The organism is Psychrobacter sp. BI730, from assembly GCF_013414195.1.
Lineage (GTDB): Bacteria > Pseudomonadota > Gammaproteobacteria > Pseudomonadales > Moraxellaceae > Psychrobacter.
In genome coordinates this window covers 82401-100177 of sequence record NZ_JAATTV010000005.1, presented here as the reverse complement: position 1 = coordinate 100177, position 17777 = coordinate 82401, and the positions used below count along the sequence as shown (strand labels likewise).

16 protein-coding genes are annotated in these 17777 nt (G+C 42.3%); 10 read left to right on the top strand and 6 right to left on the bottom strand.

The window, feature by feature from the left end; genetic code table 11:
- Window positions 1-338: 338 nt before the first annotated feature.
- Window positions 339-1043, bottom strand: a complete 705-nt coding sequence (locus tag HCZ91_RS05110) for a 16S rRNA pseudouridine(516) synthase (protein ID WP_057757631.1) — start codon at window positions 1041-1043, stop codon at window positions 339-341.
- Between the two features lie 196 nt (window positions 1044-1239).
- Between HCZ91_RS05110 and HCZ91_RS05105 the strand changes: the two genes are divergently transcribed.
- The 6 genes from HCZ91_RS05105 to HCZ91_RS05080 all read left to right on the top strand — a co-directional run bounded on the left by HCZ91_RS05105 (window position 1240) and on the right by HCZ91_RS05080 (window position 7157).
- Complete coding sequence (locus HCZ91_RS05105) at window positions 1240-1842, top strand: YigZ family protein (protein ID WP_179798553.1); 603 nt, start codon at window positions 1240-1242, stop codon at window positions 1840-1842.
- A gap of 202 nt (window positions 1843-2044) precedes the next feature.
- Window positions 2045-3142: an alpha/beta fold hydrolase gene (locus HCZ91_RS05100; protein WP_179798552.1), complete on the top strand. Its 1098-nt coding sequence runs from the start codon at window positions 2045-2047 to the stop codon at window positions 3140-3142.
- Between the two features lie 50 nt (window positions 3143-3192).
- Window positions 3193-3744, top strand: a complete 552-nt coding sequence (locus HCZ91_RS05095; RefSeq protein ID WP_179798551.1) for an acyl-CoA thioesterase — start codon at window positions 3193-3195, stop codon at window positions 3742-3744.
- A gap of 177 nt (window positions 3745-3921) precedes the next feature.
- Complete coding sequence (locus tag HCZ91_RS05090; RefSeq protein WP_134292833.1) at window positions 3922-4299, top strand: DsrE family protein; 378 nt, start codon at window positions 3922-3924, stop codon at window positions 4297-4299.
- Between the two features lie 179 nt (window positions 4300-4478).
- A complete protein-coding gene (locus HCZ91_RS05085) occupies window positions 4479-5936 on the top strand; it encodes a hypothetical protein (RefSeq protein ID WP_179798550.1) in 1458 nt (485 codons plus the stop codon).
- Window positions 5937-6113: 177 nt separating this feature from the next.
- Entirely contained in the window at window positions 6114-7157 is a 1044-nt protein-coding gene (locus HCZ91_RS05080) for a nitronate monooxygenase (protein WP_179798549.1), read from the top strand.
- Between the two features lie 25 nt (window positions 7158-7182).
- On the opposite strand, the gene HCZ91_RS05075 is transcribed toward HCZ91_RS05080, so the two are convergent.
- Window positions 7183-7902: an aspartate/glutamate racemase family protein gene (locus HCZ91_RS05075; protein WP_179798548.1), complete on the bottom strand. Its 720-nt coding sequence runs from the start codon at window positions 7900-7902 to the stop codon at window positions 7183-7185.
- Window positions 7903-8246: 344 nt separating this feature from the next.
- Between HCZ91_RS05075 and HCZ91_RS05070 the strand changes: the two genes are divergently transcribed.
- From HCZ91_RS05070 to HCZ91_RS05060, 3 genes are all read left to right on the top strand, one after another.
- The gene (locus HCZ91_RS05070; RefSeq protein WP_179798547.1) at window positions 8247-8501 is read left to right on the top strand and encodes a DUF2798 domain-containing protein; all 255 of its coding nucleotides are present in this window, start codon (window positions 8247-8249) and stop codon (window positions 8499-8501) included.
- A 235-nt stretch (window positions 8502-8736) separates the two neighbouring features.
- A complete protein-coding gene (locus HCZ91_RS05065) occupies window positions 8737-9714 on the top strand; it encodes a zinc-binding dehydrogenase (protein ID WP_179798546.1) in 978 nt (325 codons plus the stop codon).
- Window positions 9715-9905: 191 nt separating this feature from the next.
- Window positions 9906-10910 carry a YhdH/YhfP family quinone oxidoreductase gene (locus tag HCZ91_RS05060; protein ID WP_179798545.1) on the top strand — a complete coding sequence of 335 codons (1005 nt, stop codon included), beginning with the start codon at window positions 9906-9908 and terminating at the stop codon, window positions 10908-10910.
- 74 nt (window positions 10911-10984) lie between these two features.
- Here the strand turns inward: HCZ91_RS05060 and HCZ91_RS05055 are convergent, their stop codons facing one another.
- The 3 genes from HCZ91_RS05055 to HCZ91_RS05045 all read right to left on the bottom strand — a co-directional run bounded on the left by HCZ91_RS05055 (window position 10985) and on the right by HCZ91_RS05045 (window position 15417).
- The gene (locus HCZ91_RS05055; protein ID WP_179798544.1) at window positions 10985-12199 is read right to left on the bottom strand and encodes a DUF3578 domain-containing protein; all 1215 of its coding nucleotides are present in this window, start codon (window positions 12197-12199) and stop codon (window positions 10985-10987) included.
- Between the two features lie 243 nt (window positions 12200-12442).
- Window positions 12443-14038 carry a glutamine-hydrolyzing GMP synthase gene (guaA, locus tag HCZ91_RS05050; RefSeq protein WP_179798543.1) on the bottom strand — a complete coding sequence of 532 codons (1596 nt, stop codon included), beginning with the start codon at window positions 14036-14038 and terminating at the stop codon, window positions 12443-12445.
- 221 nt (window positions 14039-14259) lie between these two features.
- Complete coding sequence (locus tag HCZ91_RS05045) at window positions 14260-15417, bottom strand: MalY/PatB family protein (RefSeq protein WP_179798542.1); 1158 nt, start codon at window positions 15415-15417, stop codon at window positions 14260-14262.
- Between the two features lie 445 nt (window positions 15418-15862).
- Here HCZ91_RS05045 and HCZ91_RS05040 point away from each other — a divergent pair, with 445 nt between their 5' ends.
- Window positions 15863-16597 (top strand): hypothetical protein, encoded by a 735-nt coding sequence (locus HCZ91_RS05040; RefSeq protein ID WP_257019976.1) that lies wholly within the window; start codon window positions 15863-15865, stop codon window positions 16595-16597.
- A gap of 192 nt (window positions 16598-16789) precedes the next feature.
- Here the strand turns inward: HCZ91_RS05040 and HCZ91_RS05035 are convergent, their stop codons facing one another.
- A complete protein-coding gene (locus HCZ91_RS05035; RefSeq protein ID WP_179798541.1) occupies window positions 16790-17590 on the bottom strand; it encodes a crotonase/enoyl-CoA hydratase family protein in 801 nt (266 codons plus the stop codon).
- Between the last annotated feature and the right edge of the window lie 187 nt (window positions 17591-17777).

Genomic DNA, 17777 nt, shown 5'->3' with positions numbered 1-17777 from the left:
CGATATTAAGACCAATTCCAAAGCTATTACTAACTGAAAGGTAGCAACTATTTTCTGATTAGTCAGATCCTTGGAATTGGTTTAAGGGTTGTCTGTCATAAAAATATAGATAAAAAAGACTGTAGCATATGGGATAGTTTTGCAAAGCAATAAATTGCAAATATCGCAAAACTGCTACTTAGCTTTAAGAGATAGGCAACACAGGTAGGTAGTAGACATAAATACAATATAGCAGACCGCAAAAAGCAGCACACTGGGTAGCGGCTGCTAATGGGTTTAAAACGGTAATTTCAAGACAAATACTAATGCCAAAGCTTAATAGTTTCAGTGCTTATTTCTTAAAACTTGGCAACTTCTTCTGGCGTTAAGAAACGGCTATCGCCTTTTTCTAGGCCTTCTAGATTGATATGACCGATACTGGCGCGGTGCAGCTCAGTGACTCGATTACCGAAGTAACCCATCATACGTTTGACCTGATGGTATTTGCCCTGCTCTAATGTCAGACGTGCATGTTTTTCATCAATGAACTCAAGAACAGCAGGCTTGGTTGGCTCGTAATCCCCTTCAAGCAAGATGCCTTCAGCCACTTTCTTAACGGCTTTTTCTTGTGCATCACTATCCATTGCATCTGCCAAAGTCAGCTCGTACACCTTTGCATGCTCGTGCTTAGGACTAGTGACACGGTGCAGCCAGCCGCCATCATCACTCATCAGCAATGCGCCAGTGGTATCGACATCGAGACGCCCAGCGATACGCAAGCTGCCCAATTCTGGTACAGCAATCAGTTCAGTGACGATTGGATATTCTTTAACTTTTAGCGTGCACTCGAAGCCTTCAGGCTTATACAATAAGATATAGCGATTACCCGCAGCGACCGACAACGGCTCGCCTGCCCACATCACATCATCATTGACCACATCGACATGTAGGCCAGGATCTTTGACTACTTGATCGTTTACGGTGATTTCGCCGGCGTGCATGATCTTTTTTGACTCTTTACGCGACAGCTCGGTGGCTTTACTAATGAATTTATCTAAACGCATACTATTTACTACCATCGGTTTTATTATACCAGCCCTAAATCAGAAATTAACGACGCCAGCACTCAGCCGTGAGCGGCTCATTATCTTCGATGGTTAGAAATGGTACTATAATGAAAAATTAAATGAACACTGTGCCCAATACAAAGCCAGTGAAAGTCAGACCAGTTTAACATATCCAACCTAAGCCTGATGAAATATGAGCTATCAAACGCTAAAACGTGCCGTTACCACGCGACTCGAAATTAAAAAATCTGAGTTTATTGCTTATGCCTATCCGGTGACCTCTCGCGAGCAAGCAATGTTTCACGTGGAACAACTTCGCGAGCAATATGCCGATGCACGGCATTTTTGTTGGGCATACATCATCGGTGATCCAGATAATACCACTAGTGCTGGTTTTGATGATGATGGCGAGCCAAGTGGTACGGCAGGCAGGCCAATATTAAATGTCCTTCAGCATAAGTCGATCGGCAATGTGATTATCGTCGTAGTACGTTACTTCGGTGGTATCAAATTGGGTGCTGGCGGTCTCACTCGTGCTTACGCGGGCTCTGCTCAAGCGGCCGTCGACGAGATGATACTAAACCCTTATGTACCGATGACCCAGATTCAGATACTGGCAGAATTTGCGACTGAAGCGCAATGCCGCTATATGATAGAGAGCCTTGGCGGTCATATCGACGATGTTGCCTATAGTAAGCAAGTGACCTTAACCGCCACACTCGCTAAAGCAGATGTCGAAAATTTAAAAGCGCGACTTGCGATGGATGGTCGAGTATTGAACAATTCAGAAGACTAAAAAATTCTGACTAACTACTTATCGGCCGTTTCAGATAGTTCTCTTTTCAATATATTTATTTGTTAGATTTTTCAGTAACTGCTTTTCAGTAATCATGCGTTCACTGAAAATTATTGGTTTTCACAGGTACTGGCGTTATGATAAAAAACCCTTATCACACTACTCTATTTGTTTTTTCACGATCATTAAATAAGACCAATATATGCCAACTTCAACCAAACCTTTTTCTCCAACACCCTTTAAGCCACCATTTTGGCTGACCAATCCACATCTGCAAAGCATATTGCCCAAGTTTTTTGCACCAAAAGCACCGACCTACCGCCGTGTGGTCGAAAAAGACTCGTTAGATGAGAGCGATATTGCCTATGACTTCTATGATGCGCACCCTGTAGAAGCATCAAAAAACGGCGAGCTTGAGCAAACCCCATTGATTGTTCTCTTCCACGGCATGGAAGGTAGTAGTGACAGTCATTATGCGCGCGCACTGGCGTACCAAATGCACGCGCAAGGCTGGCATTTTGTGGTGGCACATTTCCGCAGTTGCGGCGGTATTCCTGCTAGTGGCACAGTATTTTATAATGCAGGCGACACTGACGAGGTGCATCATGCGCTACAGAATTTGCGTGAGCAGTATGCCAATATCTATGCGGTTGGTGTCTCATTAGGTGGCAATGCACTGGCCAAATATATGGGCGAATATGAGGACAAAGTCCTTTGTAAAGGTGCAGTGGTTATCTCCGCGCCAGTCGATATGTCCTCAGCTGCCATTACTATGCATAGCTTCTTGAGTCATCGTATCTATACGCCTTATCTGCTTAACCCAATTATCAAAAAAGCATTGGCAAACGATCTTACGCAAGATGAAATCAACTCTATCAAAGCTGCCAATCGTATCAGTGATTTCGATGATATCTTTACTGCACCGCGTCACGGCTATCGCTCCAAAAACGACTATTACCATACTGCATCCGCCATGCCGTATTTGCGCAACGTCACTCATCCTCTGCTATTAATCAGTGCAAAAGACGATCCTTTTATTGGCTTCACTGCTACGCCAAATGATGTCTCTGAGAGTGTCACTATCTTAGATACTGACCACGGCGGACATATTGGCTATCTGCGTTATCGCTCAGACAATGGGCAGTCCAAAAGCAAATCGTCTGTCACCAATGATAAAGAGTCCAAGACTTCAAAATTCGATATTAACTGGATACCTGAAACTGTCAGCGATTATTTTAATTGGATTGGTGTGGCTTCTATTAGCGAACCTTCTCAGGATCTAATCTCTGACAATAAGTAATCAATGACAAAATAATAACGCCAACGTTTATAACCTTTTGAGAGTGTTTTATGTACCCATTTATCCGTTATGCTAACACCATCGCTCATGCTGCCCTAAAAGCAAAAAAGGGCGACACACTGACGTTTAAGGACACCAGTGAGATTCAGTTTCGCTGCCGCTTATCCGATATAGATAATTTTTTGGAGATGAATAACGGCCGCGTATTTACGCTATATGATTTGGGTCGTATGGACTTTGCAGTACGGACTGGTCTTGGCAAGCAGTTGTTAAAACAACGCTGGGGTTTGGTCATCGCTGGCAGCACTATTCAATACCGTAAGCGTATTCGCGCCTTTCAAAAAGTCACGCTCAAGACCAAAATCGTCGGTATCGACGCGCGCTGGCTGTACATTGAGCAATCAATGTGGGTTAAAGGACAGCCCTGCTCATCTGGACTACTGCGTACCGGTGTGACCAAAGGTGGTAGAGTGATCGACACGGCACAAGTACTGGCTGCGTTGGGTCAATCTGACTGGGATCTACCGCCAACGGGTTACGTAGCTGAGTGGATCAAAAGTGATGCTGATCGTCCGTGGCCGCCTGTCGATACAGCTGACTGACTTAACTTTATAAGCTAGAAATCTATTACTTTTAATTTATTCAACAGATAGTACGAGCAAGCAACCTTATAGCTACTATTCCATAACAACTCATTATATAAATACATATAATAAATGTTAGGATAGTGGTGAGTACATACTCAGACAAAACAAATATAGTCTTATAAGGAGAATAATATGGCTAATACAACAAATTATGTCGGTACGTTATTTGATAATAGCGAGTCAAACCCAAGCAAAATTACTTTAGCGTTTACCATGGCAGGCGTGGCACTGAAAAAAGGCCATTCTGCTACTGTGATATTAATGGTGGATGCCGTACATCTGGCAAAACCAAACGCGCTAGACAATGTAGATATCGGCGATCCGTTTGAGCCAGCTGGTGAGTTACTAGAAGCCTTTATCGAAAAAGGTGGTCAAGTATTGGTCTGCGGCGCTTGCATGAAACACAACGGTGTAGAAGAGTCAGATATCGACAAGCGCTTTGAAGTAATTAGTGGTGATGATGTGGTTGAGCTACTGATGAATGCGAAAGGGTCGTTGCAGTTGAACTAATAGCTAAAGTTAAAAAGTAATATTATAAGAATGGGTCAATTTTCTTAGTCATCTTTTCGATGGCTTGGAGGACTGGCTCTTTTTTTGTTTCGTCAAAAACTCTAAGAACTTAAATTAATATATGAACTTTAGTATGCTAATATCATATTCATTTATATGCTTCAATAAGCGTGAATTTTATGGCTAATAGAAATAGTGAATATGAAAGCTTTTTGAATGAGTGGCAAGAGTTAGCAAATAAAATTTGCGATGTGCCTATAGTAGATACTGATAATGAATCAAATGAGCCTACTCAAGAGTTTGCCCGATTATTGAAGGTTATTACTTATATAGATGAGACTATAAAAAGTATTGATAGTGAGCTTGTTCCTTTAACCTTATGGAGTGAATGTAAAAATCACTGTGTAAGCTGCAAAGCAAGTATCGAGGAAGCTATCAACAAGAAAACTGAAGCGACTGTCCTAACAGCTAATAACTCAGTAGATGTATTGCTTTCCAAACTTGCTCCCTATTTTCAAGATTCTTTAGCTAAAATTAAAGCTATGAAGCCTGCTTTTAATGGTTATGTGAAGTACATCACAAATCAGCTAGATACTTATAAAAATAAAAACGATCATTTGGTTAGAGAGTTACAAGAAAAGCTAAGCATTTCTTCAGATATTAATAATGAAATGCTTGGATACAAACAGAGTATTTCAAAGTTACATGATGAGTTTTTAGTAGGTACAGACGAAGAATTTTCACTACAGGCAAAACTGAAAAGCTTGGAAGAATCTATCGACGAGCAACACTCTAAGATAGAAGACTTTTATAGTGCTCTTTTGGTAGATGAAGGCTCAATACAATCTAAAATTGAAGAAGCACGTGCCCTAATAATTGAAGCGAATGTGGAAACACAAAGTATTCGAGACGACTTATCTGAAAAACTAGACGAGCTAAAAGAATTTCATAGAAAAATTTTTGGTGAGCCAAATGAAGAAGGCAATATAAACAACGGACTCAAATTTGAAATTAACGAGAGAAGGAATGATTTAGTCTCATTGACGAATGCTCAGACAGACCAGTATCAAGCTATAAAAGCAAATATTGAGAGTCTAATACCTGGTGCAACAAGTGCTGGATTGGCTAGTGCATACCATGATCTAAGTATTTCCTTCAATGAACCTATAGCAAAATATTCAAAATATTTTGCTATATCTATTTTTCTTCTTTTAGTTATATCAGGTTTTCTGACCATACATAGTTTATTTTTTACTGAGTTTTCGACAAACCTTACTAGTCGTAATTTTCTTAATGATATAGGTGTGTTCTTACTTCAACGACTACCCGTTGTTTTACCTGTTATATGGTTTGCGATATTTGCTTCTAAAAGAAGAAGTGAAGCGGAGAGGCTGAAACAAGAATATGCTCATAAGGAAGCTTTGGCTAAGTCCTATCAGAGTTTTAAGCTTCAGATAGAAGAGCTTGATAGTGAGAACAAAGAACCTTTACTAGAAAAACTTTTAGCTGCTGCTATTGAAACTATAGCTATGAATGCTTCAAGTACATTAGATAAAAAGCATGGTGATAATGCTCCTCTAATTGGTATCTTCGATAAAACTGTTAATAAACTACCTTCTATTAACCCTAAAGAGTAGTCTTTTCATAAACTATACCTACTTAGCTACAAATCCATAGCCAACTATCTTAACTACAACTTCGTAGTCAAAACCCACTACCCTATTCAGCAACTAAATAAACACTATCTCACATACTCTGTACTCAGCTCTGTTAAAGTAAGTCATGCAAACACCCTACTAAAAAGGCAGCCAGTCATGAGCTTACTTGATACTCTGAATTTAACCTACCCTGTCGTCCAAGCACCCATGGCAGGAGCAACCACACCTGAGCTGGCAGCGAGGGTGAGTAATTTTGGTGGGCTGGGCTCATTAGGGTCTGGCATGACGGCGCCAGATGTTTTGACCAGCCAAATTGATACTATTAAATCGCTGACCGACCGACCTTTTATGATCAATCTCATGGTATTGTCTGAGCAAGAATCTACGACCTTTGATACCGACATCCCCACTTGGCTGAGTGAGTACTACCAAGACAATAATATCGAATTTACACTACCTGAACGCCCAGCGCAGAGCTTCGCAGAGCAGCTACAAGTGCTCTATGACAACCCTGTGCCTGTTGCCAGTTTTACCTTTGGCATTATCAGTGCTGAGCAAGTTCAGCGTCTGCAAGGTCTCGGCACGCGCGTCATCGGCACTGCCAATCATCCACTAGAAGCGATAGCATGGGCAGATATTGGCGCAGATGCGGTATGTGTACAAGGGGTCGAAGCGGGTGGACATCGCGGTGGTTGGTTACCGCAAAGTGAAAGCGATCCATTGGGATTATTGACTTTGATTGCCCAAACGCGCGCCTGTACTGATATTCCTTTGATTGCAGCAGGTGGCATTATGACGGGACAGGATATAAAGGCAGTACAAGCGGCAGGTGCTGAGCTTGCACAAATGGGGACGGCGTTTTTGACCACCGACCAATGCGGTATCAATGATACTTATAAACATGCCTTACTCGATGCCAGTCACAATAGACGCAGCTCAGAAACGCGCTTAACTCGATTATTCTCAGGTAAGCTCGCTCGTGGTTTATTAAACGATTATCTACGTGATTTTTCTCAATTTGAAAGCGCTGACGAGCTACCGCCCTACCCACAATTAAATGCCATGTCCAAATCTATGCGAGCTCATGCCTCTAAGAATATGGATGCAGAACATCAATCCTTATGGGCAGGACAAGGGATAACTTTGGTCAAACAAGAGAGCACGCTTGAACTGCTTAAGCGACTGGTAAAAACGTTATAGGCTTAAATATTTTTATCAGTTCGCACTACTCTAATAAAAAATCTACCGCCGCAGCTGCATGAATAGCTGTGGTATCAAATACAGGTATGGGGCTGTCGGCTTGTTTGATAAGTAAACCAATCTCTGTGCAGCCCAAGATCACACCCTCTGCCCCTTGCGCTGCCAAATCCTTAATAACTTGACGATAATACGCTCGTGAGCTGTCTTTAAACTCACCGACACACAGCTCTTTTTTGATAATGCGGTGCACTTCTGCTCTCGCCTCATCTTCTGGTATCAATACTTGTAAACCCGCATCAATAAGACGCTGCTTATAAAAATCTTGAGTCATCGTAAACTGAGTACCAAGTAAGGCTATTTTGGTAAGATTTTGTTTTTTGATAGCATCAGTAGTCGCATCAGCGATATGAGTCAATGGCAAGTCTGTGGCGGAGCGCACGTCATCGACCAGTTTGTGCATCGTGTTAGAGGCAATCATGATTCCTTGTACGCCAGCTGCTTGTAGACGCTGAGCACTGTCAGCCATTATTACACCTAGCTCGTCCCATCTGCCTTGCTCCTGTAACGTATTGATCAACGCAAAATCCACACTATGAATCAATAAATCTGCTGAGTGTAGTCCACCAAGCTGATGCTTGACACCTTCGTTAATCAGACGATAATAGCTCTCGGTACTCTCCCAGCTCATACCACCGATGATTCCTAATGTTTTTTGTTGAGACCCTCGTTGTTCTTGAGCTGCCATACTATACTCCTATTTGTTTTTGGTCTTAGTTATAGTAAGTTATCGTAGCAAAACCGACTGTTGAGAACGCGCTATTTTTAGAGATATTCGTTTTAGAAATAATTTCTTCAAAAAGCTTTAAAATGCTGCCTTAAAGACAATAATCATATTAATAACATATCGCAAACCCTACCATTAATAATAACGATTTTACCTACTCATTTTCGAAGCGTATCATGTGCCCTCGTAGCCAACTATCTTGTCAGTTACGCTTATTTATTACCGCATAATTATATTTGTGCCATACGCCAGCATCATAGGCTGAGCGTCATTAATTGCTATCATCCTGTAGGACACCAAATACTATGACCAACTTCCCCACGATTAGAATACGCATTCGTCGCAAGCTCTATCGCCTTATCTTTACAGGTCTGATGGCGATGATGATGTCGCTTATTATCTCGTCAGCGCTATTATTGGTAAAAGTAGGCTACGTTGATGGCTTTTTTGCAGAATTGATGCATTCTTGGGGATTGGCCTTTATGTTTGCATGGCCAAGTGCGTACATCTGCGCCTATCTAATACAAGAGCACGTACTGAGTAGAATAGAGTTTTATTAATTACTCCTATGCACTACATCATGTCTTCTAAAAATATCGTTATCTTGAATTTGCCATAACTATGCAATGTCCTCATCAGTAAGCAACAACGTTACTTAACCAAAAAAGTACTGATAACAATCCATCAAAGTTGCTACTGTTGTTAGCTGATTACACGCTTTCTTCGAGTGTCCATCACCGACAGACAATCAAATAACTAGAATACGATTATTAAAAATAAACAAAGGAAATCATCATGCGTAGTGCTATTCATAACAGCTTTGGCAAACCTTCTGACGTATTGAGCGTTGGCGACAGTCCCATGCAGCAGCCTGCTGCCAACGAAGTCCGTATCAAAACCATTCTCTCCCCTATTCATAACCATGACTTGCTAACCGTAAGTGGTCAATACGGCTATAAGCCTGAGATGCCAGCCATCGGTGGTAGTGAAGCGCTAGGTATTATCGATGCCGTGGGCGATGATGTGACAGATCTAAGTGTTGGTCAACGTGTGGCTTGTGCCAGTGTGCACGAGACGTGGGCGGAGTATTTTGTCGCCCCTGCCAGCATGGTATTTAACATGCCTGATAGCATCGAAGACGAGTTGGCTGCCCAGCTGATCGCTATGCCGCTATCTGCCCTAATGCTATTAGAATTTTTGGAAGTAGATAAAGGTCAATGGATTATTCATAACGCGGCAAACGGCGCAGTGGGTAAAACGCTTGCGATGCTCGCAGCAGCACGCGGTGTGAATACGATCAATCTCGTACGTAGTAAAGATGCGATAGAAGAGCTGACCTCGCTCAGTATCAAAAACAATGTCGTCACCGCTGACGATGACTGGAAAGACCAAGTTCGCGCTATCATTGGTGATGATAAGATCACAGCAGCTGTCGATTCAGTCGGTGGTGAGTCGAGCAACGAGCTACTATCATTACTTGGCAGCAAAGGCACGCTGGTCTCATTTGGTATCATGTCAGGCAAGCCAATGGCACTAGACGCTGGCAGCTTGATCTTTAAGCAAGCCGTTGTAAAAGGGTTTTGGGGCAGCAAAACCAGTCAAGAAATGGATCTGGAAAACAAACAACGTCTAATCGATGAGTTACTAGAGCGCGCTTCGAATGGCGATCTAAAACTCCCTATCGAAGCTATTTATAGTCTGGACGACATCACGACTGCCGTCTCTGGAAAGGTACAATCAAGCAAAAAAGGTAAAGTTATCCTAAAACCTTAAGCGATACTTTACCTTGTAATGATTGTCATTAAAGGCATCATAAATATGAAAAGTCCATTTGTATTACTCGTTAGATAATACTATGGGCTTTTTTATTTTAACCGTGCTGTTGTCATGATGATTTCAAAGTAATTAGTTTCATAAGCAATTACCTATCAACCCAAATAATAATACTTAATAAGGATATAACCATGTCAAACGATACAACGTTCAAAGCCTTAGTTGTCGAAGAAACCAGCGATGGCGAATTCAAAAAGAGCATTCAAGAGCGCAAAGTCAGTGACTTGCCAGAAAATGACTTGCTCATCGAAGTGCATTATTCATCGTTAAACTTTAAAGATGCGATGTCAGCCACGGGTAATAAAAGAATCACCAAACAGTATCCGCATACTCCAGGTATCGACGCCGCTGGCGTGGTCGTCAGTGATAAATCAGGCACGTTTAGCGCAGGACAAGAAGTATTAGTATTCGGCTATGATCTCGGTATGGACACAGATGGTGGTCTCGGTCAAATGATCTCTATACCAGCAGAGTGGGCGCTACCTTGCCCAGAAACGCTGACGCTAAAAGAAGCGATGACCTACGGTACTGGCGGCCTAACCGCAGCACTAAGTGTCCAAAAGCTAGAAAAAATGGGCGCAAAACCAAGTGATGGCCCAGTTGCTGTGACTGGCGCAACAGGCGGCGTAGGTACGATCAGCATCGCTATCCTAAAGCAGCTCGGCTATGAGGTGATTGCATTCTCAGGTAAGCCAGAGCAAAGCGAACATCTAAAAGCACTTGGCGCGAGCGAAGTACGTCATCGCGATACCATCAATGAAATCGGTAACAAACCTGTCGGCCGTGAGCTATGGGCCAATGCTATTGATACCATCGGCGGCGACTACTTACCCAACCTGCTCAAGCAAACCAAATCTGGCGGTGCGGTGACCAGTTGCGGCCTAGCAAGCGGCGCTGATTTTTCGATGTCGGTAATACCTTTTATCACCCGCGCGGTGTCGCTATTGGGTATCGACTCGGTCTATATTCCACTGGCTGATAAAGAAGCCATTTGGAATCGTGTCGCAACCGATATGAAGCTGCCTAATCTTGAGAGCTATGGCGAGGAGATCACGTTAGAGCAAACGCCAGAATACCTAGATCGCTTTATGTCTAGCAAAGTGGTTGGGCGTTATGTGGTGAATGTGAAGGGTTAGATTTTAAAAGTTAGCGTTATAAAGAAAAGGCAGCATCTCTTTTGAGGTGCTGCCTTTTCTCTTTTTTAATTGTATTATTTAGAACGTAACAGTCCTTCTACTATATAGTTTTGTGGCTTAAGACTTATTATATTAGTTAAATCACCGTGGAGAATATAGAATTTAGCTTTATTTTCTTGTATGTCAAAGTCATACACTCTGTATAGATAATAGTTACTAGCTTCCTTTTTTGAAAATTCAAGCTCGTTATCTGTAAGATGAAATTGAGTCTCACTATTGAGTCTAGTTGTTTTAACTTCAATATACTTTTCATTGCCATGTAAATCAAATGACAGTATATCGTATCCAGCCCCATCACCCTCTTCCTGTGAAATATGTTTGATTTTTCTGGCTAAGTTAGGCTTTCCTTCTTTTTCTAAGAGATCCTTTTCATATTTCAGTACAATCAATTCACCTGCGTAACCTAGTTTTTTTTGATTTTTAGCTTTGCTTATAAAATCAATTTTTTTAGGAGTAAAGCTTCTTGGCTTTTGTTCTTTTGCTATAAAAAATATAGGAACTGGATTCAACTTAAGCTTAGATTCATTGTAATTCTCAATAGAACTCTCAATTCCGTATGAATCATCTTCTGTTTCTTCTACATCCAATAAACCCATATTAGAATTTACTATTAAATAATCATTAGTTTTCTCAACAGAACTTTGCTTCAACTTTCCTTTAACTTCTCTATAAACTCCTATTAAGTTCTGTAGGTCCAGCCCTAATTCTTCGCTACTTGGCATATTTTCAACGGAATAAAACTTCCCACATATATGACCAAGTTCGTAGCCTTCTACAAAACTATTTATCTTACCTCCATTCTTTAAATCTATTTTCTCATATGAGAAATCATTTAAAGCTGATGACAGTTCATCTTTCCATGCATTTGATACTTGGGTTATCTTTTCTCTTCCCAACTTAGTTTTATACTTATCTTTGAAATAAGTCCAACCCTGATTTAGGGACAAATAGACTCCGCTCATATCTGCACGAAATAAATAAACTATATAATAACCTTCTGTAGCCGACTGAGTAATTGACTTATCAAAAACTGCAATCCATGGCACATCTGCCCACTGTCCTTGTCCTACTGATCCTTTTAATTTGTATCTTTCAATATCTACAGATATAGCATGCGCTAAAATATCTACAGATTTTTTCCTCACATATATTGCAAGCTCATGATCTGTAAGATCATTTAACTTGGCAAGTTTATAGTTTTCTAAAATATTTAATAGTAATTTTTGCATTCTAACATCCTTATATGTCTATCCAATAAAATCATAACAGATTTCACTTTAATAGTAGTTTCTAGATTATTTAGACGTCAATAAAAAAGCACCCAACCAAGTTGAGTGCTTTTTTATTTATGACAAGCTGTTCATCAGTTCGAAAAATTTGAATAGCGAGAAAAACGAGTGATAGCACTACATCAAGTAGGCTGAACGAGTTTGACGACGCTAATCAGATTTTTAGTTTGATTTTACTAAGTGTTATTCCCACTCAATCGTTGCAGGCGGCTTGCTCGAAACATCATAAGTCACGCGAGATACTTCAGCGATTTCATTCATGATGCGGTTCGATACCGTTTCGATCAAATCATATGGCAGATGCGCAAAGCGAGCCGTCATAAAGTCAACAGTTTCAACGGCACGTAGCGCGATTACCCACGCATAGCGGCGGCCATCGCCGACCACGCCGACAGATTTGATTGGTTGGAATACCGCAAATGCTTGTGCCGTCTTGTCATACCAGCCTGAGCGCTCAAGCTCTTGCATAAAGATCGCATCCGCCAAACGTAGGATATCCGCATATTCTTTTTTGACTTCACCAAGGATACGCACGCCCAAACCTGGACCTGGGAACGGATGACGATAGATCATTTTGGCTGGTAGACCTAAGGTAATACCAAGCTTGCGTACTTCGTCTTTGAACAAATCACGTAACGGCTCAATCAGTTTAAATGCCAAATCATCTGGCAAACCGCCTACGTTATGGTGACTCTTAATCACGTGTGCTTTGCCTTGATGCGACTTGGCAGATTCGATAACGTCTGGGTAAATCGTACCCTGTGCTAAGAACTCAACGACTTTTCCATCGCTCTGCTCACTCACTTGGCGCGAGCTATCAGCGAATACGTCAATGAACGTCTTACCGATGATTTTACGTTTTTTCTCTGGATCAGACTCGCCAGCCAATGCGTTTAAGAACAAGTCTTCTGCATCAACACGGATGACTTTTACGCCCATGTTTTCTGCAAAGATTTGCATCACTTGGTCGCCTTCATGCAAACGCAATAGACCGTTATCAACGAACACACAAGTCAGCTGATCGCCAATTGCTTTGTGCAATAACGCGGCAACGACTGAACTATCAACACCGCCCGATAGACCTAGCAATACTTGCTTGTCACCGATTTGCTCTTTTAACTGTGCGATACGCATCTCAGCGATGTTGTCTGGTGTCCAGTTGCCTGCACACTCACATATTTCATGAACGAAACGACCTAGCAACGCCTGACCTTGTAAGGTATGCGTCACTTCTGGATGGAACTGTAGACCGTAATATTGCTTGTCATCATTGGCCATAATCGCAATCGGGCAACTTGGCGTACTAGCCACGATATCGAAGCCTTTAGGTGCTTCAATCACTTTATCGCCATGACTCATCCAGACATTGAGCGTGCCAGCTGCGTCTTCGATACCATCGATCAAGGTAGACGTGCCATTGATGTTGATCGTCGCTGCGCCAAACTCATGGATATCACTGGCATGAACCTGCCCGCCGAAACGATCTGCCATCGCTTGCATACCGTAGCAAATACCCAATACTGGTACGCCCAAATCGAATACAGCGTCGTTGATACGTGGGCTGTTTTCAGCATGGACGCTCTCAGGGCCGCCCGATAGGATGACACCTTTTGCGCCAAAATCGATGATGCGCTGAGCGTCGATGTCATAAGGGAACATCTCACAAAACACCCCAGAATCGCGCACACGGCGGGCGATCAGCTGGCTATATTGCGAGCCAAAATCGAGGATTAAGATGCGATCTTCTTTGATTGCAGGAGTGGCAGCAGCAGTGGTCATAAATCGATATCCATCAATAGATAAATTGGTGCCCTATTTTAACAAGTTTACGCCCTCTATTGGCTATTAGATGGTTAATTATTCACGATTATTATTCGCGCATACCCTCAATTTGAATAATTACTCCCTAAGTAAGGATAAAAATAAGCAAAGAGTAGATAGCAAACCCAATTACGAGCAAACTATCTTCTTCTCTATTCATCAGCCATTTACTAGGTTTACTACGTAATATCACCCAACGCTGCATGAATGCGATTCAACCCTTCTATCAATGTCTCTTTAGGACAGGCCACATTTAAACGCATTTTTAAATATCCTTCCTCACCATATTTAATGCCAGCGTTTAGCTCAACTTTGGCAGCTCTAAGCGCATCATATAATGCTTGATCGTCTTGGCTATATGCTGAGCAATCTAGCCACATTAAGTACGATGCTTCTGGGCGCATGATTTTAATATCAGGCAAATGCTCATTTAAAAACTGCACGGTCAATTCAATATTGGCTTCGATATAACTAAGCGCCTGCTCTAGCCACTCACCGCCATGCTCATAAGCACTACGCATGGCTGTATACGCAAATAGATTCAGCTCATACTCATCATTTAACTGCTGCTGCTGGCTGATTTTTTTGACCAATGCCTCATCTGTTGCAAATATCATAGAGCCTTTGATACCAGCTATGTTAAAGGTTTTGGTCATCGAAGTCAGGCTGACTACATTGTGCTCATAGCCTTTTGCTAGCGTCAGAAATGGCGTAAACGTATGACCAGTCAAGGTCAAATCTTGATGAATCTCGTCACTAACAATCGCCACGTTGTGCTTTTTGCAAATGGCCAGTAGCGCTTCCAGCTCGTTCTTCGTCCATACACGCCCGCCAGGATTGTGCGGATTGCACAGTAGATAAAGCTTAACCTCATGCTCGATTATCTTGGCTTCGATATCAGCCAAGTCTAAACGATACTTACCTTCGACTTCCTTTAATGCAGAGAGTACAAGCTTGCGATCATTTTGCTCAACCTTAGTCATAAAAGGCGTGTAGATAGGATCGTTGACCATTACCGCCTCGCCTACCTTGGTAAAGACATTCATCATCAGCGCTAGGCTTGGCACGACACCAGGGGAAAACAAGATATTTTGCTTCTCTAACTGCAAGTCATAACGACTGCCATGCCAGTTAATAATCGAGTTGTATAAGGCATCAGTAGGCTTGGTATAACCCAAGATGCTATGCTGCACGACTTGCTCAACCGCGCTTAATATCGGTGCGGCAGCCTTAAAATCCATGTCCGCCACCCATAGCGCAATTGTGTCATCGCTATAGTGCCACTTGAGTGAGCCGGTATCACGTCTGTCGATTATTTCATCAAAGTTATATTGCATTGGTACTCTTCTTATTTGGAATAATAATGGTTTGGAACGTCAAAAATACAGCGCAATATATGCATTGTATTATCAATATACGCTACGCTATCCGCTCTAGTAGATTAAGGCGCATTCAATTTTACACAAAAAATTAAAGTGTTTTTAGACCTTAATTATCCATTTATCGGCTTAAATAACCTTCAAAGATATAAAGTAAACATTATTTGAATAATGATTAAAAAATAATGCTACATTAAGGTTTCGGACTCTATCTATCATAAAGTTATTTGTGCCAGAATGCGCTGATGTTGCCATGATTATAATCTATCAACATCTACCCAAACTATCTAATAAGCCATCAAGGCTAACAAAAAGGAATAAAGAATGAAAATGGACTTGTTACCGAAATCAGTACTAAAGATTAGTGCCCTTTGCCATTGCCGCAACTGCTTCTTGCACTGCTATGGCAACAGGAACTGACCATCAGACTGCAAACGCAGCTAGCAGCACCGCCATCACTCTCGGCAATACTGCCACGACTAGCGGCACCAATGATACCGTTGCCATTGGTAGTCAGGCCAATGCAGGATTAAACTCAGCTACTGCCGTTGGCGGTCAAGCTAACGCTGCTGGTCTAGGCTCAACCTCTATTGGTTGGCAATCAAAAGCCACTGCCGAACGTGCACAAGCTTTTGGTCATCTAGCCAATGCAAGTGGTGTACGCTCTACCGCTGTCGGTGAGGCAGCTATGGCGGGTGGCAATAATGATACAGTTGCTGTCGGGAATAAAGCCAATGCAGGTCTAAATTCAGCAACAGCCGTAGGCGGTGAAGCTAATGCCGCTGGTCTAGGCTCAACCTCTATCGGTTGGCAGTCAAAAGCTACCGCTGAACGCGCACAAGCGTTTGGTCATCTAGCCAATGCAAGCGGTATGCGCTCTACCGCTATTGGTGAAGCGGCTATGGCACAAGGCGCAACTTCGGTGGCGGTCGGTAATAAATCTATGGCAGGCGGCATGAACAGTATCGCTATCGGTAACGAGGCAAAAGCGTCTAAAGATAACCAAGTCGTGTTAGGTAACGCTGGACAAGTTCAGTCGAGTACCGCAGCACAATCAGGTACGGTCAGAATCGTCACAATCGATGACAATGGCACCTTAGGTACGATGATGGTTGATTACTACCAGAAAGCTAAATAATTATAGTTGAATGGTCAACACTGACGCTGTTGTAGTCAGTCATACTAGATAAAACAAAAACCTCGCAATTGCGAGGTTTTTTTGGCTGGTATGTTCGACTAAACAGGACTTTTACGGAAGTTTAAAAGATAATCACACATATCGAACTTTTATCTTTTGCTTATGAGAAATAACTCTTAAACCATATTAGTATTAACGCCCCTTAAACTCGGCCTCACGTCTCTCAACCATCGCCATTACACCCTCTTTCGCATCTTCTGAATGAAACAGCGGTGGTAGATAGCTATGGATATTAGCCAATGCAGTCGCTGCGCCATTACGGCTAGCATCTTGCGCTGACGACAATACGCCTCTGACACCTAAAGGTGCAGCTTTACAGATCTCTTGGGCAAGCGTTAATGCACGCTCATACTCAGTCCCATTTGCCACCACTTCACTGACCAAATTCAGTCTATCTGCCGTTTGCGCATCGAATGCTTTACCAGTAAGCAGATATGGCATGGCTTTTTGCCAGCCTGCCGCTGCGACAAAGCGTACCGTTGCCCCGCCAAATGGCATGATACCGCGCTGGACTTCCATTTGAGCAAAGTTGCAGTTATCACTAGCGATGACCACATCACTATTTAGCATCAGCTCGATAGCCACAGTGAAGCAAGTACCTTTTACCGCGACGACCACTGGTTTGGTACGCAGTTTTCCACTGATACCCCATGGGTCGATTTGTTCGTCATTAAACTCAAACACGCCATCGTTTAGCTTGTCTTGTAGCTCTACCAAATCTAGCCCAGCAGTGAAGTGATCTCCATGGGCAAATATTAATGCACAGCGTAAGTTGTCGTCTTGCTCGTAGCGAGTCATGGCGTCAGACAGTTGGGCAATCATATGACTGTCAAAGGCGTTGCGTTTGTTGGCACGGTTTAGCCCGACAAGGCAAACATGGCCTTGTGTGTTATAAGTGATGCGGTTCTCTGTGGAGTTACTATCCGTAGTCATGGTTCCATCCTTGTTAAAGTAATCATTGGCATATAATGAGTGGTTATATAGTCGAATCTCAATAATTTATGTGTAGAGATTGAGCGATAAGTCACCTTTAATATAGACACCCTCGTTCTATAACACAAGCCATAGAGATGACTCGCATAGTGCAAAAATCGATAAAAGTTGACCTCATTTACGATAA